20 protein-coding genes and 2 pseudogenes are annotated in these 21,896 nt (G+C 62.5%); 5 read left to right on the plus strand and 17 right to left on the minus strand.

Annotated elements, in window-relative coordinates; translation table 11 throughout:
* The first annotated feature begins 77 nt into the window (after positions 1–77).
* Positions 78–1,100 carry a beta-ketoacyl-ACP synthase III gene (locus tag H4W27_RS10605; protein WP_318782302.1) on the plus strand — a complete coding sequence of 341 codons (1,023 nt, stop codon included), beginning with the start codon at positions 78–80 and terminating at the stop codon, positions 1,098–1,100.
* 199 nt (positions 1,101–1,299) lie between these two features.
* Positions 1,300–2,465: pseudogene (locus H4W27_RS10610) on the plus strand (NADP-dependent isocitrate dehydrogenase).
* Positions 2,466–2,672: 207 nt separating this feature from the next.
* Here the strand turns inward: H4W27_RS10610 and H4W27_RS10615 are convergent.
* The 17 genes and pseudogenes from H4W27_RS10615 to H4W27_RS10695 all read right to left on the minus strand — a co-directional run bounded on the left by H4W27_RS10615 (position 2,673) and on the right by H4W27_RS10695 (position 17,971).
* A complete protein-coding gene (locus H4W27_RS10615; RefSeq protein ID WP_318782399.1) occupies positions 2,673–3,197 on the minus strand; it encodes a hypothetical protein in 525 nt (174 codons plus the stop codon).
* A gap of 41 nt (positions 3,198–3,238) precedes the next feature.
* A pseudogene (locus H4W27_RS10620) lies at positions 3,239–3,532 on the minus strand (M23 family metallopeptidase); the annotation flags it as partial.
* Positions 3,533–3,720: 188 nt separating this feature from the next.
* Positions 3,721–4,029 (minus strand): hypothetical protein, encoded by a 309-nt coding sequence (locus tag H4W27_RS10625; protein ID WP_192595908.1) that lies wholly within the window; start codon positions 4,027–4,029, stop codon positions 3,721–3,723.
* 87 nt (positions 4,030–4,116) lie between these two features.
* Positions 4,117–5,916 carry a molybdopterin-dependent oxidoreductase gene (locus tag H4W27_RS10630; protein ID WP_192595909.1) on the minus strand — a complete coding sequence of 600 codons (1,800 nt, stop codon included), beginning with the start codon at positions 5,914–5,916 and terminating at the stop codon, positions 4,117–4,119.
* A gap of 104 nt (positions 5,917–6,020) precedes the next feature.
* A protein-coding gene (locus tag H4W27_RS10635) for an IS3 family transposase (RefSeq protein WP_192595910.1) occupies positions 6,021–7,291 on the minus strand; the annotation gives its coding sequence in 2 pieces (ribosomal slippage) (positions 6,021–6,988 and positions 6,988–7,291; 1,272 coding nt in all).
* A 120-nt stretch (positions 7,292–7,411) separates the two neighbouring features.
* A complete protein-coding gene (locus H4W27_RS13885) occupies positions 7,412–7,621 on the minus strand; it encodes a cupin domain-containing protein (RefSeq protein ID WP_318782304.1) in 210 nt (69 codons plus the stop codon).
* Positions 7,622–7,787: 166 nt separating this feature from the next.
* On the minus strand, positions 7,788–8,447 hold the full coding sequence (locus H4W27_RS10645) for a VIT1/CCC1 transporter family protein (protein WP_225939087.1): 660 nt from the start codon (positions 8,445–8,447) through the stop codon (positions 7,788–7,790).
* A 282-nt stretch (positions 8,448–8,729) separates the two neighbouring features.
* A complete protein-coding gene (locus H4W27_RS10650; protein WP_192595913.1) occupies positions 8,730–9,737 on the minus strand; it encodes a universal stress protein in 1,008 nt (335 codons plus the stop codon).
* Entirely contained in the window at positions 9,734–10,432 is a 699-nt protein-coding gene (locus H4W27_RS10655) for a BON domain-containing protein (protein WP_192595914.1), read from the minus strand. Before H4W27_RS10655 ends, H4W27_RS10650 begins: the two co-directional genes overlap by 4 nt.
* Positions 10,433–10,578: 146 nt before the next feature.
* A complete protein-coding gene (locus tag H4W27_RS10660; RefSeq protein WP_192595915.1) occupies positions 10,579–11,229 on the minus strand; it encodes a response regulator in 651 nt (216 codons plus the stop codon).
* Positions 11,226–12,806, minus strand: coding sequence for a sensor histidine kinase (locus H4W27_RS10665; protein WP_192595916.1), 1,581 nt, complete (start codon positions 12,804–12,806; stop codon positions 11,226–11,228). The genes H4W27_RS10660 and H4W27_RS10665 overlap by 4 nt, the downstream gene beginning before the upstream one ends.
* A gap of 288 nt (positions 12,807–13,094) precedes the next feature.
* The gene (locus H4W27_RS10670) at positions 13,095–13,442 is read right to left on the minus strand and encodes a hypothetical protein (RefSeq protein WP_192595917.1); all 348 of its coding nucleotides are present in this window, start codon (positions 13,440–13,442) and stop codon (positions 13,095–13,097) included.
* Positions 13,443–13,926: 484 nt separating this feature from the next.
* Positions 13,927–14,337: an Hsp20/alpha crystallin family protein gene (locus H4W27_RS10675; protein ID WP_192595918.1), complete on the minus strand. Its 411-nt coding sequence runs from the start codon at positions 14,335–14,337 to the stop codon at positions 13,927–13,929.
* Positions 14,267–15,103 carry a BON domain-containing protein gene (locus H4W27_RS13960; RefSeq protein ID WP_225939088.1) on the minus strand — a complete coding sequence of 279 codons (837 nt, stop codon included), beginning with the start codon at positions 15,101–15,103 and terminating at the stop codon, positions 14,267–14,269. The genes H4W27_RS10675 and H4W27_RS13960 overlap by 71 nt, the downstream gene beginning before the upstream one ends.
* A 141-nt stretch (positions 15,104–15,244) precedes the next feature.
* Positions 15,245–16,033: a succinate dehydrogenase iron-sulfur subunit gene (locus H4W27_RS10685; RefSeq protein WP_192595920.1), complete on the minus strand. Its 789-nt coding sequence runs from the start codon at positions 16,031–16,033 to the stop codon at positions 15,245–15,247.
* Between the two features lie 262 nt (positions 16,034–16,295).
* Positions 16,296–17,306, minus strand: coding sequence for an alcohol dehydrogenase AdhP (gene adhP / locus H4W27_RS10690; protein ID WP_192595921.1), 1,011 nt, complete (start codon positions 17,304–17,306; stop codon positions 16,296–16,298).
* A gap of 260 nt (positions 17,307–17,566) precedes the next feature.
* Positions 17,567–17,971: a hypothetical protein gene (locus H4W27_RS10695; protein WP_192595922.1), complete on the minus strand. Its 405-nt coding sequence runs from the start codon at positions 17,969–17,971 to the stop codon at positions 17,567–17,569.
* Positions 17,972–18,557: 586 nt separating this feature from the next.
* Here H4W27_RS10695 and H4W27_RS10700 point away from each other — a divergent pair.
* From H4W27_RS10700 to H4W27_RS10710, 3 genes are read left to right on the plus strand one after another with little or no spacing between them, the layout of a single operon-like run.
* The gene (locus H4W27_RS10700; RefSeq protein ID WP_192595923.1) at positions 18,558–18,797 is read left to right on the plus strand and encodes a heavy-metal-associated domain-containing protein; all 240 of its coding nucleotides are present in this window, start codon (positions 18,558–18,560) and stop codon (positions 18,795–18,797) included.
* A 29-nt stretch (positions 18,798–18,826) separates the two neighbouring features.
* Positions 18,827–20,791, plus strand: a complete 1,965-nt coding sequence (locus H4W27_RS10705) for a heavy metal translocating P-type ATPase (RefSeq protein ID WP_192595924.1) — start codon at positions 18,827–18,829, stop codon at positions 20,789–20,791.
* 56 nt (positions 20,792–20,847) lie between these two features.
* The gene (locus tag H4W27_RS10710) at positions 20,848–21,762 is read left to right on the plus strand and encodes an NADP-dependent oxidoreductase (RefSeq protein WP_192595925.1); all 915 of its coding nucleotides are present in this window, start codon (positions 20,848–20,850) and stop codon (positions 21,760–21,762) included.
* Positions 21,763–21,896 lie beyond the last annotated feature (134 nt).

The following is a 21,896-nucleotide window of genomic DNA, read 5'->3' on the forward strand; positions in this document are numbered from 1 at the left end:
CCTGCCGATCATGGGCTGCCACATCTCGGCGTGCGGCCACCACCACCCGTTTTCCACCAGCCCTCTAGTAAGGCCGCTTGTCGCCAGGCCAAGGAGAATCTCATGACGAACTCCGCAGAACGTGGCCTGAAATCTCCATCGAATTCGTCACCTGGATCTCGACTCGTGGGAGTTGGTGCCCACAACCCGATCAGCTCATCACCAACGACCAGCTAAGTCATATCGTCGATACCAACGACGAATGGATCACGAGCCGAGTCGGCATCCGTACGCGACGAATCGCTGGCACCGAATCCGTCACCGAGATGGCGACCTACGCAGGACGAGCAGCCCTTGCGGACGCGGGAATGGCAGCTGCAGAAGTTGATCTCGTGATCGTAGCGACCGTCACCAACCAAGATCGAGCACCCAGTACGGCAGGACGAGTCTCCGCGAATCTCGGAGCAAAAGCGCCGACCGTATTCGACATCAATGCTGCATGTTCAGGATTCACACACGCATTGGCAGCCGCTGACCACGCCATCAAGGCGGGGGCGGCCACGACCGCACTGGTGATCGGAGCAGAGAAGCTCAGCGACTTTACCGACTGGACTGACCGAAGCACCTGCATTCTGGTCGGCGATGGGGCCGGAGCAGTCGTTCTCACCGCCTCAGAGACCCCTGGAGTCGGCCCAGTGCACTGGGGATCAGTGCCAGAATTGGTCGAGACAGTGCGCATCGAACGTCCCAGCCTGCGCTTCGCGCAAGAAGGAATGTCAGTGATGCGTTGGGCCATCACCGAGGCAGCAGACCTGGCCCGCCAGACCTGCCACCTTGCCGGAATTGAGCCGCAGGACCTCGCTGCCTTCGTTCCACACCAACCGAACCTGCGCATTATCGAGCCACTCGCTAAGCAACTGGGCATCTCCATGGATATCACGGCCCGCGATGTGATCGACTCCGGAAACACGTCGTCCGCAAGCGTCCCCATTGCCTCAGCCAAAATTCTCTCTACCGACGCCGTGCCTCCGAATAGTCCCGTGTTGTTGTTCGCGTTCGGCGGTGGATTCTCCTACGCCGGACAAGTAGTCAATACACCCTCCAGAGGCACGTCCCACTGACTCTGCGCCAGTCACGCTCGCTTCAGAAGATTCAGACGTCTGCTTCAATCCCAACCACGTGCGCTCCACCGACCATCGAGGAGAACCAATGCCCGAGAACACATCCCACTCGACTGTCCACCCGTCCCACGTTCCGGATGACGCACCCGCTCAGAAAATTGCGGTTCGTGGACCGATCGTCGAGCTCGATGGCGACGAGATGGCAGGAATCCTCTGGCAGTTCATCAAAGAACGACTTATCCTCCCCTATCTCGAAGTAGACCTCCGCTACTTCGACCTCTCCATTGAGAATCGGGACGCCACCGCGGACCGCATCACCATCGAGGCTGCCGAGGCCATCAAAGAACACGGAGTGGGCATCAAATGCGCCACTATCACTCCCGATGAGGCCCGAGTCGCAGAGTTCGGTCTACGGAAGATGTGGGCCTCCCCCAACGGCACGGTCCGCAACATCTTAGGTGGGGTGGTGTTCCGCGAGCCCATCATCCTCTCCAATATCCCGAGGCTCGTCCCTGGATGGAACAAGCCGATCGTCATCGGACGTCATGCCTTCGGTGACCAGTACCGCGCCACCAACTTCAAAGTTCCCGGCGCCGGCACTCTCACCCTGACCTTCGTCCCGCAAGACGGAGGAGAGACGATCGACCAGGAAGTTGTCACTTTTCCCGCGAATGGAGGCGTGGCAATGGGGATGTATAACTTTACTGACTCCATCCGAGACTTCGCACGAGCCTCGTTTGCCTACGGGCTCAAGCGGAACTACCCGGTCTACCTCTCGACGAAAAACACGATCCTCAAAGCCTACGACGGTGCCTTCAAGGACATCTTCCAGGAAATCTTCGATGCAGAGTACGGGGATCTCTTCGCTAAAGCGGGACTGACCTACGAGCACCGTCTGATCGACGACATGGTCGCCTCAGCCATGAAATGGGAGGGAGGTTACGTCTGGGCCTGTAAGAACTATGACGGAGACGTCCAATCCGACACCATCGCCCAAGGATACGGCTCGCTGGGACTGATGGCCTCGGTGCTCATGACCCCCGATGGCAACACGGTGGAAGCTGAGGCCGCCCACGGCACCATTACCCGTCACTATCGACAGCACCAGCAGGGAAACCCACTTCTACAAATCCCATCGCCTCGATCTACGCCTGGACCGGGGGGCTCCGGCACAGAGGCGACCTCGATGGCACTCCCGAGGTTGTCGTGTTCGCGAACGACCTGGAAGATGTCGTGGTTTCCACGGTGGAATCGGGCCAGATGACGAAGGACCTGGCTTCCCTCATCGGCCCGGATCAGCCCTACCTCACGACCGAGGAGTTCCTCGCTGCCTTGGAGAGCAACCTCAGAACCCGTCTTGGATAAAGAGCCCCTGTGGGCGACCCCAAGCAACTACCAGACATCAGGCCCAAACTGACGGGGGGGGATTCGTCAGACACGATGTGACGCAGGTGGACCCAGCAGCAGGTCCAGCTCCGTGAGCATATCGATGCTCACCACGAAGGAAAGCCTGACCCGAGCGAACCGCTCGCCTCGCGCCCAGAGACTACCTCTCTGCATCTCCTACGCCCTCTACACCGAGCCGTAGCTGTAGTCACTGACCAACAGCTCCCCGTCGTCGCCTTCCTCGAAATTGAAGAAGAACAGCCGGCGCTCGGTAGGGTTGCTGACCACGTCCCCGTCCTCGGTGACCCACACCCACATTGCCTCGATAGAGACGACCTCGTTCGAGGTCGCCCGGTTCGGCTTCACCGTGGGCTGGCTCGTTGCCCCGGACTCGGCGGCTTCAAGCCATTCGGTGCCGGTAGTAGGCCGCTCGGGCGCGGTGATGGACTCTGCCAGTTCTTCGGTCATGAGGTCCGCTGCGCGTATTTCTGCAGCGGTCTGATTAAAGTCCTCGTTGAGGTCCCAGGTGATCATGATCTCGGCGACCTCCATCCCCAGTTTCTCCATCGCCTCTCGATCCGCTAGCGGATCTTCGTCCTGACCTTCATCCAAGGTCGCTTCGGCCGACTCAGGCTGAGACGCTGACGGGCTCGGCGGCGTGGTCCGCGCGGGCGCGGGATCCTGAACGGCGGGGTCGATGAGGTTTTCCACCCTGGAATGCTCTCGTCACCGTTGGGGGTACCGATTTGGAAGTGTAGGTGCTCCCCTGCCGATGAGCCGGTGTTGCCCTGGGTACATAGCGGGGTTCCTGCTGCCACGGTGTCACCGGGGTTTACCTCGATGCTGTTGGCCGCGCAGTGAGCGAATTCAACGTGCAACCCTGGGGTGTCGGGCATCCTTCCCAGTACTACCCAGCCGAGTTGTCCCCAACCGTCGATCACTCCGGTTGCGCGGATCACTAGATCCATCGGCGCGACGACGATTGAGCCAGATGGTCCGGCGAAGTCGATTCCCCGGTGATCGGAGACGCCGCCTGAGCAGTTCAAGGCGTTAAGGATCGGGCAGGTATATCCGGGCCTCGGCCACGGAGGTCTTCAGTCGGTCTATCCGTCTGCATCCGATCCAAATCGCGGGGAATCTTCCGCGAAACACCTAGAAGTCCGGGAGACCCCGACACCGGTTTAGGACACGGCGGCCTCCACCCAGGAAAAACGGTATTTCTCCGATGTCATCCTCAAACGTGCGCAGGCCCGCCTTCGCCCTCCCATCGCGACAATTGACGAATCTTGGCAGCCGTGTGCTTACGCCGCACCCCGTAGCCGCCCTGTCCGTCCTCTGTGAAGAAGACAGCCCCGAATTCTTCCAGTGCCACCCGCAGTCGGTAATTGTCGTCCACGGACAAAGGGATTCCACGGTGTTCGAAGTCGCGGACCCGCGCGAGATCAAGCGAAGCTGAACGACCGATCTCGTCCACGGAAACCTGGGTGAGCGCCCTAGCTGCCCGTGCCAAGTCGGGGGTCAACGGGACTGAGTAGTGTTTCATTTCTTGTGTCTCCTCATTGCAGATGGCACGGGGTAGACATCACCTCGGGACGGTGAGTGTCGTGTTTAGTCACTGAGATGCGGCGCTCTAGATGGATTGCCTGTAGCCGAAGAACTCGTGGTCGTTGTTGTAGCCACCTTCACCGCCACCGATCTCCGCGAAATCTTCAACAAACTCGATCCCCTTGAGCCACTTGACGAGCTTGAAGCCGAGCTGAACCTCGTTGCGCAGCCGCAGCGGCGCCCCGTGTCCGTAAGGAAGGGCCTCGTTATTCATGTCGTAGGCCAGCATCGTCAGGTGGTACCCCATCTGTTCGATCGGGTGTGCGTCGTAGTAGATTCCGCCATCAGGCCCTTCCGCGAACGAGTAGAAGATGACCCATTTGGCTTCCGGTGCTGGCTTCACCAGATCGACGATGGTCTGCATCGAGACGCCTCCCCATTTGGCGATCCCGGACCAACCCTGAATGCAGAAGTGCTGGGTGATCTGCTCATGGTGCGGAAGCTCGCGCAGCTGCTTCAGGTCCAGCTCCACAGGGTTACCGACCAGCCCGGAGACCCTCAACCGGTACTCGGCAAAGTCGTTGTCCAAGAGTTCCTTGTACTCGGTCGTCTCCGGATATTTGCCGTTGTGCCACATATACGGCGAGATGTCCTTCTCCGTGTACTGGCCGGGCTTTGAATCAAGGTGCTCGAAGAGCCGCTGCGCCGGTCCGATCAACGCATAGCCGATGCGTTGAACGGCGCGCGGATGCCGGTAGGTGAAGGGGGTGGCGCCAACCCAGAGGATGATCATCAGGACCAGGGAACCTGCAAAGATCCAGAACCCGGTCCAGCTGTCGGCATCGTTGCTGCTGGCGTACATCTTGTTGAAGTTGTGCAGCGCATCGGTCGCCACGACCAAGGTGACATGGACGATGATGAAAAGCAGGAACCAGATCAGCACCAAGAAGTGCAGTGACCGTGCAAACTGGATGCTGAAGACACGGCTGATCCTTCGGAACTTCGTCGACAGTGCGGGCGACATACCGAGACCGGTGATGAACGCCAATGGGGCTGCGACGAAGACGGTGATGAAGTAGACGATGATCTGGAGGCTGTTATAGGCCACCCAGGAATCGTCGGTGGGCCAGTTCAGGGACAGGTACTGAATCATGACCGAGACCGCATTGGGGATGACGTCCCAGCTGGTGGGGATCAGTCGCTGCCAGTGGCCGGTGGTGAAGACCAGGATGTAGAAGGCGATTCCGTTGAGCAGCCACAGCACATTGATCCCCAGATGCCACCAGCGGGCCAGGCCGATGGAATGTCGCCTTCCGGGAAGGCCGATGCTGTCGGGCAGCGTGATGGAATCCTGTTTGGCGGTCCACAGCGGATCGGCTGGGACCGGCTTCTGCACGCGGAACCAGTCTCTTCCGGGGGTGGAATGTCGGGTCCAGTAGAAGCGCGGGTGATCCGCAATGATGGTCAGGCCCGAGCGGATGATGGGGATCATCAGGAGCATGTTGAAGAGGTGCTGCCAGCCCACCCACGTCGGGATGCCCTGGCGGTCTTCTGCACCTGATGGCAGGACCGTGCCGGGGTGCTCAGAGACGAACTGGGCCACCGCGGGGACCTCGCGCAGACCTTTCGCGACCGCGATGGCGGTGATGAGCAGCACGAATCCGATCGGCACCAGCCACAGCAGGTTGAACCACCTGCTGCGGCCGATACGCACCCTCGGTGCCACCCCGTACTGCGCCGGCACCGAACCAGCCCAGGAATCTTCAACGGCGCTGTACTGCTTCTGATCAGTTTCCGCCCGGAAGCTTTTCGAGGCTGCAGAGGCCGGGTCGAAAGCGCCCGCCGGTGAGTCGTCTCCTGGAATGGAGCTCTCGTCGTGTGCCATACGTTTGTTCCTCGATTGTTGGTTTGACCAGTCCATCCCAAGCCAGGCAAAGGAGAATGTACCTTTGAAAAACTGAACCACACTGGGATTGATGGAGACTCCGGCTATAGGGATTCCACCAGGTCATTGGGTCTGGTGTTGTCATCGTAGAACAGGGCCTCGAATTCAGCCGGCGGCCGGTCACCGAGGTACCCATGGAGCCGCTCAGTGTTGTGCCAGTGCACCCACCCCAGAGTCGCCAGCTCCACATCTTCGACCGTCTTCCATGGACCGCGCTGCGTGCGCACCGGTCCTCGGATGAGCTCGGCCTTGTAGCAGCCGTTGACGCTCTCGGCCAGAGCATTGTCGTAGCTATCCCCAACGGTGCCGATCGAGGGAGTGGCCCCGATTTCGGCCAGTCTCTCGCCGTAGCGAATGGATGTGAATTGAGATCCTGCATCGCTGTGGCACCGTAGCTGCATATGCCGCGGGCCTCGAGACCAGCGGGCCATCTCGATGGCATCGAGCACCGTGTCGGTGCGCATAGTGGAAGCGACCCGCCAGCCGACGATCGTGCGGCTGAAGGCATCGATGATGAAGCAGACATAGGCCACACCGGCCCAGGTCGGCACGTAGGTCAGATCGGTGACCCAGAGCCGGTTCGGCGCGATCGCGGTGAACTCGCGGTTGACCAGATCCGGATGCCGCGGGGCTTCAGGGTCAGGTGTGGTGGTGCGGATCTTCTTGCGCCGGAGCACACCTTCGAGGCCAGCGTGGCGCATCAGTCTCGCCGTCTGATCTCTACCGATCTGCAGGCCGGCCCGGTTCGCGGTTTTCCAGAGTTTCCTGGCTCCGTAGACTCCGTAGTTCTGGGCATGGAGTTTCACCAGCTGCGGGATCAGCTCGGCATGCCTGAGGCTCCGAGCTGAGGGGGCGCGGTGTTTCGCGGCGTAGTAGGTGCTCGGAGCCACCTGCAGCATCGTGCAGATGGGCTCGACTCCGAGTCGACGGCCTTCAACAACGTCGTCCTTGTTGGCTTCGATGAAGGCGACTATCTCGGTGACTGGCGGTCGAGCTCCGCCCCGAAGAAAGTCGCGGCCCGTTTCAGAATCTCGTTGGCGCGCCGTAGTTCTCGGTTCTCTTGTTCCAGGGCTTTCTCTCGCGCGGACTGCTCGGTGCTCTGGCCCGGGGCGTGGCCTTTATCGATGTCAGCTTGGCGGACCCAGGACCGGACTGACTCAGGGCCGTAGCCCAGCTGGGTAGCGACTCGCTTCACGGTGCCGCGGTCGGTGCCCAGCTCCTTGCGCAGCTGGCGGACCATGCGGACTGCTGCGGCCTTCTCCTGCTCCGAGTATCGGCGCGTGGTCGCGTTGCCCGGGTTGATCTCTTTCGGCATGTCTCCATCATCCTTTCCAAACGATGGAGTCTCCAAGAATCCCAGTGCGGTTCAAACAATAGGACCAGGGCTTTGCTTGGGTTCTCTAGACCTGCCGGCCGCCGTACGAGCGACCCCTGCTCAGAGTTGCTTGACCACGGTCAACAGGAATGCAGAGTCCTCGACCGCATCGAGTGAATGCAGGCCCGCGGGGACGGTGATCAGGTCGCCGACCGAACCGTTCCAGGAGGCTCCCCCGCCGTGCAGCTCCACGCGACCCTCGAGAACCTGAATCGTCGCCTCCCCGGGATTCTCGTGCTCGGAAAGCTTTTCGCCTGCGGTGAGCGTCATGAGTGTCTGACGGAGCTGATGTTCATGGCCTCCAAAGACAGTCTTGGCGCTCCTGCCGCTGGACGCTTCACGCGCCTGCGCGAGTTCATGCCGGGCTAGTGCGATCAAAGAGGTTTTCTGCATGGGATCGTTCCGATCTGTTGAGAGAAGGACGTGTGACGTGCGATCAGCCGGTGGCGATGCCGATGAGCTGCCCCACACCCCAGGTGAACGCCATCGCCAAGGCTCCGCCGACCAGCAGGCGCAGGGCTGCGACCACACGGTTCGCTCCGCCGAGTGATGCGCTGATGGTTCCGGTGATGATGAGGGCGAGGACGACCACCACCACGGTGATCGGCACCAGCATGGACAGCGGGGCCAGCAGAATGGCGATGAGTGGGAACAGCGCACCCACGGTGAAGGAACCGGCAGAGGCTGCGGCCGCATGCCAGGGATTCACTAGCGCGTCCGGGTCGATGCCTAATTCCGCGTCGACGTGGGCGGCGAACGCATCATGCTTGGTGAGTTCCTCCGCGACCGTCCACGCAGTCAGGGAGGAGAGGCCCTTGGCCTCATACACGGCGGCGAGATGTGCACATTCCAGGCTTGGTTGTGCAGCGATGTCGGAGCGCTGCTCGGTGAGGACCGCGCGCTCGGTATCGCGCTGCGAGCTGACGGAGACGTACTCCCCTAGCGCCATAGATGCGGCCCCTGCGACGAGACCAGCGATTCCGGCAATCACGATGGGCTCCCGCGTAAGTCCCACCGCGGCGACACCCACGACAAGACCCGCGGTGGAGATGATGCCGTCATTCGCTCCTAGGACCCCGGCGCGGAGCCAGTTCATCCGCGAGGCGAGGCTCCTTGCATACACGTTGGAGGAAGGTACCTCTCCGGGTCGGTGGTCGGAAGGCAAGTAATCGGCAGGTGAGCAATCGGTGTCGCGCGCACCGTTCCGCGCCTGCGCATCCGAAGGATTTCCAGAGCGCGCACCGGGCGCCGGGGCGGGTGCTGGGTGAGTGTCGTTCTTCATATGATCCTTCACAGATTCTGGTGGGGACGGACCAAGACCCTTGTCCGTCGATACAGGTGTGGCTCACACACCGGCCATGGCTGGACCGCCTCGGATCTATCTGAAGAGTCCTGGCTGATCACGCAGTCGCTCGTCCTGCATATCGGGAACCACCATCACCGGACCGGCCGCGCGAAGCAGCAGTCCGCGGGACACCGAACCGAGCAGCGCACCGGCGAACCCGCTGTGGCCGCGCGTTCCGACCACGGTCAGCTGAGCTTCTCGAGCCTGTTTGACGAGCTCAGCAACGGGGTCGCCGGCGCGCACCGTCGCGGTGATCTCCAGTGACGGGTAGTGTGTCTTGACCCAGACGACCTCGGAGTCGAGTGACTCCTCCAGCTGGGTCTTTCGTCGGTCCGTGACGCTCTCGGTCGGGGAATCGAGTTCCGGATACCACTCGAGCGCCCCCCTCGGGGACGGCAGCGCCAGCAGCATGCGCAGGGGAGCTTCGTTGCTCTGTGCTGCCTGGGCCGCCTGCAGCACCGCGGTCCTGCTCTCCGAGGAACCGTCGAATCCTGCCAGGACTGGCCGTGAATCCACGTCCTGCGTGAAACGTTCCGCACCGTCGGTCGTGCTGACCTCATACTGCCGGGGCACGACTACCGTGGGGCAGTGAGCATGGGCTGGCAGCGCCGAGGACACGGACCCGAGCACACGGCCCAGGAAGCCTCCTCGACCCCTGGCTCCTACCACCGCGAAGTCCGCCTGTGCAGACAGGTCCACCAACACTCCGGAGGGGTCGCCGTGCTGTGCCCTATACGTAACCTCGCCCGGATAATCCTCCAGGTACGCCCGGGCGTCCTCAAGCATCGTCTCCGCTGCGGCGACCGCCGCTTCCGCCTCGGACGCCGCAGGAAGGGCAGCGAGAGTGGTGTACACGGGTGTGGGGATGGTGAACGCGCTCACCACGGTCAGGACTCGTCCGTGGCGCAGAGCCGCCACCGCACCGTAGTGCAGTGCCAAGATCGCCTGCTGGGAGCCGTCGAAGCCGACCATCACGCCCAACGCACGATGGGAGGCATCGTCAGTGCTGGGGCGGGCTGCGGGATAGGTGTCGCTCTTCATGATGCTTCTCCAGAATGTGTTGATGGGGATGATCGGATTTCGAGGCGGTTGTCGATTTCGGTCACATAGGGCGAAGACCAGGTGGCCATTCCCGCCTGATGCTTCTCTGCCAGCGACTGGACATGACCGGTTAGGGTAGCCACGGTCCCCGTGACAGTGACTTCCAGATGCTCCACATCGACGCGAGCATTGCGAAGCAGCGCGTTCTTGATCCGCTCCTCGGCAGCCTCATCAGAGGCTCGCGCCGTGAGCGAGATCTGGTTGTCCACGGAGTGGATCCCTGGAAGGTATTGGACGGCCCGCTTGGCAGCGACGCGCTGGAAGTTCCATCCGACCTCGCCGGCGAGCGTGACCGAGTGCCCATCCACCTCGGCCCTGACGGAGTCTGGGACGGTGATCTTCCACGCCAGCGCATGCGTGGCCTCGCGAGCAATGTCCGCCTCGGTCACCGTGGCACCGGAAGCCGGATCCACGAGCAGGTCCTCGACGATGGTGGAGACGCCTCGCACCCGTCGAGCGGCGCGTTTCGCGGCGAACAGCTCCGGGTAGTCACCCACCTCGCCTGAGAGGGTCACCACAGAGTTCAGGACGTTCACGCTGATCCCTGAGGCGTCGACCTCCGGGGTCCATTCAAGTTCAGCGAGGATCGCGGTCTGTAGGGTGCGGTCTGTGCGGGTCGGGGCGACGGCGCTCATGGCATGGTCCTTAGGGATCGGGACGAGCTTGTCTGCCCGTTGTCCCGAGTCTCCATCAGCCGCCCGGCGTGCGGCAGGGCCCTTGGTCCTATCGGCCGCCGCCCAACGGACCGATGCTCCACATGTCTGAGAAGGTCATGACAGCACTAGGTCTCGCGTGAAGCCTGCATCCCTTCACGGGCGCCGTAGGTCGCGACCTGAGTGCGGCGCTCCATGCCAAGTTTGGCCAACAGTCCAGAGACGTAGTTCTTCACGGTCTTCTCTGCAATACCCAGGCGTTCACCGATCTGCCGGTTGGTGAGACCCTCGGTGATCAGTTCCACGGCCTGGCGTTCTCGCAGCGTCAGGTCCACCGACGGCGTCTTGGCGTCGTCCTGGCGCGCGAGCAGGGAGAGTCGCACGCGTTCGGTCAGCTGCCGCGTGATGAGAGTCTTGCCCTCAGCCACCCGGTAGATGGCATCGACGAGGTGCCCACCCCGGATGTTCTTGAGCACGTACCCAGAAGCCCCTGCGATCACCGCCGCGAGACTGGCTGCATCCTCGTCGAAAGCCGTCAGGATAAGCGTGCGCATCTCCGGGTGCGCTGAGGTGATCGTGCGGCAGAGATCAATTCCGTTGCCATCCGGCAGATGCACATCGAGCACGACGACGTCCGGAAGCACCGCGTTGATGCGGTCGAGGGTCCCACGCACCGTCTCCGATTCACCCACCACCTCCAGCCCCGGCTGGGCGGAGATGAGCTGCGACAGTCCACGACGCACGATCTCATGGTCATCGACTAAGAACACTCGGGTCATGTTGTTTCCTCCAAAACACTCGGGAGCGGCACCTGCCAACACGCGCGCGCTCCGTGTGAACTCCGGTTGGTGAGGGTGAACTCGCCGCTGTGTGCACGAGCGCGAACCAACAGGTTCGCCGTTCCACTGGCCCGAACAGGCCCTGACGGAAGACCGACGCCGTCATCGACGACTTGAACCCTGACGAGGGCATCTGTCACGTCCACGCTGACGAGGGCGGTCGTCGCCCGGGAGTGGCGGGCAACATTGGTCAGCGACTCTCGGACCACGGCGACGACGTCGTCGGCCAGCTGGCCGATGACGATTAGGTCCACGGGCCCTCCAAACGTCACGCGTGGGGAGTAGTTCAGAGCTGGAGTCAGCTCAGCGGCCACGTCCATGAGTCGGTGACGCACGGACTCGAAAGAGTCGTCGACGTTCAGGCTGAAGATGGCTGTTCTGATGTCAGCAATGGCCGCATCGATCTGAGCCACATGCATGTCGAGCGTCTCGGCATGGGCGGGCTCCGTGGCGGCAAGAGCCTGCAGGCCCAGACCCATGCCGAACAGTCTCTGGATCACGTGGTCGTGAAGGTCCCGAGCCATCCGGGCCCGGTCTTCCACGACGTCGAGACGCTGTCTGTCGGCCCTGGCCCAGGCGAGCGCAACGGTGATGCCGACCTTCTCAGCAAACTCGGACAGTGTGTCGAAATCCTGCGCGGTGAACGATGGCCCGTGTGCGCGGCGGCTGGCACAGAGAAACCCGAGCGTTTCCCCTGAGATGACAAAAGGGGCCGCGAGAGTCGCCCCTCCCCGCAGCGGCTCCTCGAAGGGCGGCCTTCCCCGGGCTTCGTGCTCCCGACCCTCATCGCTGCCGGTATCGCCCCGCGTGTGTCCTCGATCTTCCGAGGGCAGCCTCATCCCCCGCACGCTCGGCGCCTGATCACCGCGGGCTGTCTCCACGCGAAACTCTCCGGCCTCGCGCCCCGGCACGACGATGCTCACCAGGTCGGCCTCGATGAGGTCAGAGACATGATCTGCCACCACGCCGAACGCGTCCTTGCCAGAAGATGCCAGAAGCTCTCCGCTGACCTCCGTCAGCGTTGCACTCATACGTTGAGCGTTCTGAGCGGCGAGATAGAGCCGGGCATTGGTGATGGCAGTGGCCGCCGTGGAGGCGAGCGCGGCGACGAGTTCTTCGTCCTCCTCCGTGAACGGCCCGTCGGCACGGTTCGTGAGGTAGAGATTCCCGTAGGTCTCCCCGCGAATTCGAATGGGCACCCCGAGAAACGCGTCCATGGGCGGATGGCGTTCAGGGAACCCGATGGACCGTGGATCTGCTCCAAGATGATCGATCCGGATGGGGCCGTCCTGATAGAGCTCCGCTCCAAGAAGCCCATGGCCCCTAGGGAGGCTCCCGATCTCCTGCGCCACCTGCTCCGGCATCCCGACGTGAATGAAACGTTCCAGGCGACCGTCGGAGTCCACGATGCCCAAAGCTCCATACTGGGCGTCCACCAGCGAGACCGCAGTGTCCACCACATGGCGAAGGACATGCTCAAGATCGAGCTCCTCCACCACGGAGCTGCTGGCAGTCATAAGGCTGCGCAGCCTCTGATGAGCGGTGAGGACGCGGTGCGTCTCCTCGACGAGCTCCGCGATCTTGCTATCCCGGGCCGATCGCGGCGCGTCCGGAGTTTCGCTTCTCTTCTGGTCCATCGGTGATCAGGCCTGCCGTCGTTGCCACATAGGACGACCGACAGATACACCCACCACTCTCGGTGCAATGCGCCGTGAGTGATGAATCGTTCGCAAGCCGCGGGGAAAGCGTTCTTCTCTCAAGGTACAAGACCGGTCAACTGGACGCTACGGGCAAGCCGGTCCGGTTCAGGCATCACCTTTGGCCAGGCGGGCGCGATCCTCCGCCGAGGACTCCCTGTCTGTTTTGGAATCAGCGCGGTCCTGGGCTGCCGCTCGCCGCTCACCATGACCCGAGTATGAACGGCCTGAGTCTGTGAACGCTTCTCGGTCCGCGACACGGGCCCGTTGCTCTGCCACAGCATCTCTGGCCGCCGCCGCATCGTCTCTGTCGTCTGCATCCTCGAGGATCTTCTGGGTCTTCTCACCGCGTCGGGCCCGATCGAGGTCAGCAGACTCGCCCTTGGACAGGTGGCGCAACGTCGACTCGGAGTCTGGATCGCCGTCTGAGTCGTCTGCGTGGAATGAGGTTCGCATATGACAACCCAACACCACCTTCGACGTCGTGTCGAGAACTGAAGTAGAGTTCCAGGGACGCGGCTTTACCCCAGGTCGAGGTGCGAATCGGCGGTGACACTGCTGGGCTCGCCATTCATATGGCGCACCTAGCCGACCCCGCTGCGCACGCGCCCGACAGACACCGCCGATCGTCCGGAGCTGCTGATTGACGTCGGTGTCGATGAGCGCAGCGACATCCGTGGCTGCATACATCGGATCCACCATCAGGTCTGCGCCGACGCGGCGATCAGACCCGCGACGGATCAGCTTCCATTGGCTCACTCACGTCCTGGCCTCTAGAGGCCGAGTCAAGTGCTAAGAAGTAGCAGACGACAGCGAGGAATGACACGAACATCAGGAGAAGGACCCCGACGGAGGACCAGATCGCGTTGACGTAGTAGCTCAGGTCGGACATGTGTACCTCGTCCTAGATTTTTTGGGCAGCTTGGTGGGTTTCGCCGAGTCAAGTGAATGAACGTCCGGAACCGATTGCAATGCTCTGTGCAGGGATCATGCGCCTTCTCAGCGGGACGACGCCTCTCAGGATGCCCTCCTTGAAATCAGCCGGTATCAGCGCCGGGTCTGCCTGTCCGGGCAGGGAGATGCTCCGGTAGAAGCTGCTGCTGCTTTCTCTGATCAGATAGGACCTCGGCTTCTGATCGTCCTGGTCCTGCCGTTCGGCATGGATCAGGAGATTTCCTCGATCCACTGTGATGGCGACATCGCTGTGGGAGTAGTTGTGCAGGTGCGCCTCGATGACAAGGTCCTCGTCGCCTGCGGTATAAACATCGATGGTGGGTGATTTACCGCGGAGGTCCCGACACATGTTGTCGAGCCCGGAGAAGGGAATGCAACGCAGGAGAGTGCGTGGCATGTGAAGTTCCTCGGGGCTGTGGAAGGGTGGGCGGAGCGGACTCTGTTGCGTGAGGGCGTCGGCGCGCAGTCGGCTTAGGTGGGCGATCCGACCAGTGCGTTCCCAACCTGTCCTCAGCCTCGGCAGTCCGATGGGCCAGGACCAGTCGATTGTCGACGGAGTGCACCCCGGGAAGATGCTGGACAGCCCGTACGGCGGCCATGCGTTGGACGTTCCGCTCGACCTGGCCCGAGAGGATCACGACGTGGTCGCGTATTTCGACCTGCACTCCATCGGGCACATTGATCGCGCTGCCCAGTGCGTGGGTCACACCTTGGGCGATATCAGCCTCTGTCGCGGGCTCGTCTGCTGCCGAGTGCAAGGTGAGATCGTTGACAATGGTCGTGACCCCTTTGACACGACACGCAGCTCGTTTCGCAGCGAACACTGTGGAGTGCTCTCCGACTTCCCCGGAGAGGGTGACCACGCAGTGGTGAACCCCGACTCCGATCCTGGAGCTCTCGACCTCGGAGAGCGATGCGATCTCGGTCTGAACCTTGGCTCGAATCAGGTGGTCGGTGCTGCCTGAAGTGAGGGTGCCCACGGGGGAGTCCTTTCGTTGCGGCGCGCTGATGTGCCCGCTAGATCCACTCTGGGGCCACGGGCCGGATCCGAGTAGGGCACTAGGTCCTATAGAGCTCCGTGCAGTCGATCCTTGTGCGCGTGAGCAGGCCCTCTCGGCCGTATGCCCGCTCCCCGCGAGAGCAACACTTAGAGGACGACTCATCGCACCCGCGCCCGCCCCTGAGCAATGACATGCTCAAGCTGCAGAACACCTACCCGTGTCTCGTGACGGGTCTGGTGAATGGGCGTGGTTTGCATCATGTTGTGTTGCGTCTTGCCTTGGGCCTCAAAGGACGGGAATGGATCATAGAGTTCGTCTTATGATGGCGTTCTTGACTTCGGAAATCGCTTTGGTGACCTCGATGCCGCGCGGGCACGCCTCGGTGCAGTTGAAGGTGGTGCGGCAGCGCCACACACCCTCCTTGTCGTTGAGGATCTCCAGGCGCATGTCGCCGGCGTCGTCGCGGGAGTCGAAGATGAATCGGTGCGCATTGACGATCGCCGCCGGACCGAAGTACTGCCCATCGGTCCAGAAGACCGGGCAGGCAGAGGTGCAGGCGGCGCAGAGGATGCACTTGGTGGTGTCGTCGAAGCGCTCGCGCTCCTCCGGGGACTGCAGGCGCTCGGCGGTCGGCGCCGGCGAGTTGTTGACCATGAAGGGCATGATCTCGCGGTAGGACTGGAAGAAGGGCTCCATGTCCACAATCAGGTCCTTCTCCACCGGCAGGCCCTTGATCGGCTCGACCAGGATCGGCTTGGAGGTGTCCAGGTCCTTCAGCAGCACCTTGCAGGCGAGGCGGTTGCGACCATTGATGCGCATGGCATCGGAGCCGCAGACGCCGTGGGCACAGGAACGGCGGAACGTGAGGGATCCGTCGATCTCCCACTTGACCTTGTGCAGGGCGTCCAGCACCCGGTCGGTGCCGTACATCGTCAGCTTCCACTCGTCCCAGCGGACGTCGTCGGAGAACTCGGGGTCGTAGCGGCGCACCTGGAGGGTGATCTCGAAGCTGGGGGCCTCACCGCCGCCGGTGCTCTCGGCCAGGTGGATCTTGGAAGCGGGCTCTACGACTTCTTTGGTGGGGGTGCTCATTAGTACTTACGCTCCATCGGCTCGTAACGGGTCATGGCGACTGGCTTGGGCCCTAGCCAGTTCTCGGCTGCTCAGAGAACTCCGTGATCCCGTGGTGGTTATCCTCGCGAGTGCCGAGCTGCGTGTCGTGAAAGCTGCGACGAAGGCGCCGCTGACACCTAACACCCAGCAACAGCGCCTGTCGGAGTAACCCGCTAACTTTTTCCATTCTCAGAGGAGGCTCTAGGGGCCACAGCCCGAGATCAGCTCTGGATCGTTGCTGTCAGAGCTGGAAGACGAGGCGACCAGTGACTTTCCCCGAGAGGACTTCAGCCATCGCCTCGTTGACTTCAACGAGCTCACGTGTCTCGGCGACCACTCGGGTGCGACCAGCCGCATGTAGCGCGAAAACCTCGACGAGGTCCTGACGGGTACCAACGATCGTTCCGATCACCGAGATGCCCTTGAGGACGGTGTCGAAAATCGAGATGCTCATCGTTCCCTCGGCTGGCAGTGCCACACAGATAAGACGCCCTCCCCGGCGCAGGGACTGGAAAGCCTGCTCGAACACCCTGGGTGATGCGGCCAGGACAACAGCAACATCGAGCCCGCCCTCCGCTTGAATCGTCGCCACCGGGTCTACTTCTAGAGCGTTGACAAGTTGTTCGGCCCCGAGTTCCGCGGCAAGGTCGAGCTTGGTCTTCTCGATGTCGACGGCCACGACGGTGCCGCCCATGATGCGTGCGTACTGCACGGCAAGATGGCCAAGACCACCGACGCCGAAGATGCCGACACGCTCGGTCGGGGTCACCTGCGCGACTTTCAGTGCCTTGTACGTGGTCAGGCCAGCGCAGCTGAGCGGAGCGGCGTCAATGGAGCTGATGCCATCGGGTACGGCAACGACGTACTTCGAGCTGGCTACCGCGTATTCGGAGAATGCTCCGTCGATGGAATAGCCGCTGTTTTTCTGTGACTCGCAGAGGGTCTCACGACCGTCGATGCAATAACGGCACTCACCGCATGCTTCCCCGAGCCAGGCGATCGCGACCCGATCGCCGACGTGGCGGTCCCGAACCCCTGCGCCAAGTTCTTCGACGATACCGATACCCTCATGTCCTGGAACGACGGGAAGCACCGGCTGAACAGGCCAGTCACCATGTGCCGCGTGGATGTCGGTGTGGCAGAGACCGCAGGTCTCGAGACGCACGAGTACCTCACCGGTCGACGGACGCGGCGTATCGCGGTCCACGATCTCGAGCGGGGCTTTGAACGATGTGACGACTGCTGACTTCATAGTCTGGTGCCTTCCGATTCAGGCGCCGCATGGCCTTCCCGGCCTGGTCGGCCGGGATCTGCTGTGCGCCCGTCGCTACTACTATCCCTGGCGTCCTAGATCAGGAACTAGAGGCGTAAGTCCCAATGACCTGTCGTATCTACCCGGAGAAATATGACCAGGACGGAGACCATGGGCGAAGCACCTCAGCCTGGATAGACGTCAAGACAGGCGGTGAAGTTCCGACCGCTGGCCCGCGGGTCAGCGGCGCTTAGCGGCGGTTAACTCTCTTCGACAAGCAGTCCTGCTCCACTCCCGAGCATGAAGACGTCGCTGGCGATGCTCATGCCGGCTGGGGTGGGTCGGATTCCGTCGTCCCTGGTCAATTCGGGTGTCTTGAGGTAAACGCCCATCAGCGTTCCGGAGAACCCGCCCAGACCGGCGGATACGAGCCACGTCGGCACTATGGGAATCAGAAGTGCTGTGCCGAGACTGATTTCGAAGGCTGAGAGGAGCTTCCCGAACCGCACGGGTTCCCTCCTTTTGAGTGGCGGGCAGAGACGGGCTGCTTGGTCCCGGAGACCTGTCGCCTTCTCTGCGCTCAACGATCTCTTGCTCATTCCGGTGTTGAGGATGAAAGCGCCGCATGCCAGTCGGGGCGGGAGCTGATGAATCTTGATGGTCATGATGTTCTCCATACGTGAAGTGGTGATCGTCGGTGATCGAATGGTGACCACGATCTGCTGTCCGGGATCCAGGTCATGTGTCGCGGATCTGGCACCGTGCATCACGGCCTGGTGCCGTGCGTCGCGGTCGGCTTGGCCTGACGGGCACGCTGCGGTTCCGTTAGTAGTGACTATCCCCAACGATTTCTCACAGCAGAAGACGCGAAAGTCCCTGTCACGCCGGTGGGATTTTCGACCCTGTCCCCGCAGGTGGGGAGGCTCGACACTCGGATGAGTAAACAAAGTTCTGCCCGTGGGCAGGACTTTCGACTCTGCCCCCCGCCTCGGGCCGCCTTCACACTCAGATGAGTACCGGGGGAATCAGAGGGCACGCCAACCGTCCATGAGGACCTCGGGCATCACCGAGACGGTGGGCAGCAATCCGTGCAGGCACTTCCCAGAGCATTGACCCGCCTGGTGTAAGGAGCCATATCGAATTCGCGCGCGGTCGGTCAAAAGTAGACGCTTCGGCACGAGCTACCGGTCCCACTGATGCGCCCCGATCCCTCACCCAGTATCTGTATATCCCTGAAAGGGAAGACACATCATGAGCGTTACCGCTTCGACCACCCTCCACACGATCCTCCGTGCTGAGAACTTTTCCTGCCCCTCCTGCGTCACCAAGATCGAGAAGCAGGTCGGACGAGTCGAGGGTGTGTCCGCCGTCAAGGTTCGGTTTGCCTCCGCCCGAATCGAGATAGAGCACGACCCGTCGGTAGTCAGTGTCGAGGACCTGATCACCGCCGTGGCAAAGGCCGGCTACAGCTCGCGCCTGGCCACCTTCTAATCGTCCCGCCACTCAGGAATGCACACCCCATGAACGCTCTCACCACATGGATGAACAACCGGTGGGCCATCCCGGCTCTCTCCGGATCCTTGATCATCGCCGCACTGGTCCTGCGGCAGGTAAACAGCACCGACACAGCAGGAAACATCGTCATGATCGCCGCCGCTGTGATCGCAGGCACGCATATCGTGATCGCCGCTGCACGATCACTTTGGGCGAAGGTGATCGGGATCGACCTTCTGGTCTCGGTCGCGGCTATCGGCGCCGTGATCATCGGCCAGTACTGGGAGGCCGCCGCGGTCACTTTCCTCTTCGCCATCGGTCACGCCCTCGAGGCGGCGACGCTGAACAAGACACGCTCGGCGCTAGCCGAGCTGATCGCGGTCGCTCCTGACGTCGCCGTCGTCGTGCGCGACGGAGAACAGGTGGAGGTTCCAGCCGGTGCCGTCATGATGGGAGAGACCGTGCTCATCAAGAACGGCACGAAAGTGCCCGTGGACGGACAGGTCATCGGCGGTACCGGTTCGTTGGACGAGGCGTCCATCACGGGCGAATCGATGCCGGTCGAGAAGGTGCCCGACGACCGCGTCTTCGCCGGGACCGTCGCTCGTAGCGGGTTCCTTCAGGTGCGCGCGACCGGTGTCGGCGCGGATACTACCCTCGCCAGGATCATTCACCGTGTCGAAGACGCCCAGGACGCAAAGGCGAAGACCCAGGTGTTCATGGACAAGTTCTCCGCCTGGTACACCCCCGCGATCATGGTGCTCGCAATTGTGGTCGGCGTACTCACCGGCGATGTCGTGCTCGCGTTGACCCTACTGGTCATCGGCTGCCCAGGAGCGCTCGTCATCTCCATCCCTGTGTCGATCGTCGCGGGGATCGGCAGGGCCGCAAAGGACGGCATCCTCATCAAGGGCGGAGAGTTCCTCGAAACCTCAGCGAAGATCACCGCCGTAGCGGTCGACAAGACAGGGACCCTCACCATGGGCCGCCCACGTGTCACCGACGTCGTGCTGCTCGACCCGACCATGACCGCCGACGAAGTTCTAGGCTGGGCCGCCCACAGTGAGGCGGGCTCCGAGCATCCACTGGCCCGCGCGATCCTTGACGCCGCAACGGAAAAGGGCATCAGCGTCACCGGCCTGCCCGACGTCACCGACCCGATCCCCGGTAAGGGCCTTGCCGCCACCGTCACCGGGCATCGCGTGCTGATCGGCAACCCAGCGCTGCTCGATGAGTACGGCATCGCTGACAACGAGGCCGCGGTCCGCGCCGCTCACCGCCTGGCCGAGGAAGGTCGCACGCCCATGATCGTCGTCCTCGACGACACCGTCGCCGGCGTGATCGGAGTTGCCGATGAGGTTCGACCCGCTGCAGCCCGCATGGTCTCCGATCTACACGCGGCGGGCGTGACGCGCGTGCTCATGCTCACCGGTGACGCGCCCCTGGTGGCAAACGCCGTCGGCGCGATCACGGGAGTCGACGAAGTACGTGCCTCGCTGCTGCCAGAGGACAAACTCGACATCGTCACGGCGCTGCAGGCCGACGGCTTCGTAGTCGCCATGGTGGGCGACGGCGTCAACGACGCTCCCGCCCTCGCAACCGCGGACATCGGTGTCGCAATGGGGGCTGCGGGCTCCGCCGTCGCCGTGGAGACCGCCGACATCGCCCTCATAGGCGATGACCTCCTCAAGCTCCCCGAGGCCATCTCCCTCGCCCGGCGCACCGTCAACAACATGCGCCAGAACATTGCCATCGCACTGATCACGGTGACCCTGCTGCTGTTCGGTGTGCTGCTGGGCGGAGTCACGATGTCGATCGGGATGCTCGTGCACGAGGCGTCCGTGCTCATCGTGATCGCCAACGCCATGCGCCTCCTACGCAGCCACGCACCGGTGGGTAAAGACGTCCGCACACCACCGACACACCGTGACCTGCCCTCACCGTCAACGGACGACCGCAACCACGCAGACCACGAAACACTGGCGAGCTGATGTCCGACACCATGCACGACCGGACCGGTAACCACCACCCTGAAAGAGGAAACACCATGTCCAAGGTCTACGTCCACAACCGCACGGGTGGCCCCGAAACCCAAGAGCTCATCGACCGCACCATCCCGCAACCTGGCCCGGGAGAACTGGGGGTGACCGTCCATGCCGCCGCAGTGAATCCGATGGATTGGAAAATCCGATCCGGGCTGTTCGGATCACAGCGTGATCTACCAGCACCCATGGGTCGCGAGGTGGCAGGAACCGTCAACGGCGTCGGAGCCGGTGTCGACGGTTTCACAGTCGGCGACGCGATCCTCGGGCCGGTGTCCCCGGACTTCGGTGGGTTCGCTGAGGACACGATCATGGTCGCTTCCGATGCTGTGGCGAAGCCGGAGGAGCTCTCCTTCATCGAGGCTGCGACGATTCCTATCGCGGCCGCGACCGCCTATGACGGTACCCACCAGATCGAGCTCACCCCCGGTCAGACGCTCCTCATCACCGGCATCGGAGGCGGCGTGGGCCTTATGGCCGCGCAGATCGGCAAGGTGCACGAGTTCCGCGTCATCGGCACCGGAAGCGAATCGAAGCGCACCATTGTCGAATCCACCGGCGCGACCCTCGTGCCCTCCGGCGACGGTCTCCTCAGCCGGTTGCGCACGGCAGCCCCGGACGGGGTGGACCTCATACTCGACCTCGTCGGCGGCGACGCCCTCCGCGAGGTCGCCGAGCTTGCTACCAGCCCGGAGCGGATTGTGTCCGCCGCCGATCCGACTACCGCGGTCCAACTGGGAGGCACAGCTCTCGTACACACCAAGGAAGCGCTAACCAGGATTACCAGTGTCATCGAGTACGACCTGGTCGACCCGCACATCACCGCAACCTTCTCGCTAGCCCGAGCCGGTGAGGCCATCGCCGCCGTAGAACAGGGACACGTCACTGGAAAGGTCGTCATCGACATGGACCTGCTATGACCACCAAATCACGGTGAAGGACTACCAGCTCATGATGGCCGCTACTCAATAACCAGCTACAGAAGCTGCCAAAGCGCTCATGCATAAAGATTCGGCTAACAACCGCGGTTACACCCGGTCCGCCCGAACGGGCG

It is taken from the genome of Nesterenkonia lutea (assembly GCF_014873955.1).
GTDB lineage: Bacteria > Actinomycetota > Actinomycetes > Actinomycetales > Micrococcaceae > Nesterenkonia > Nesterenkonia lutea.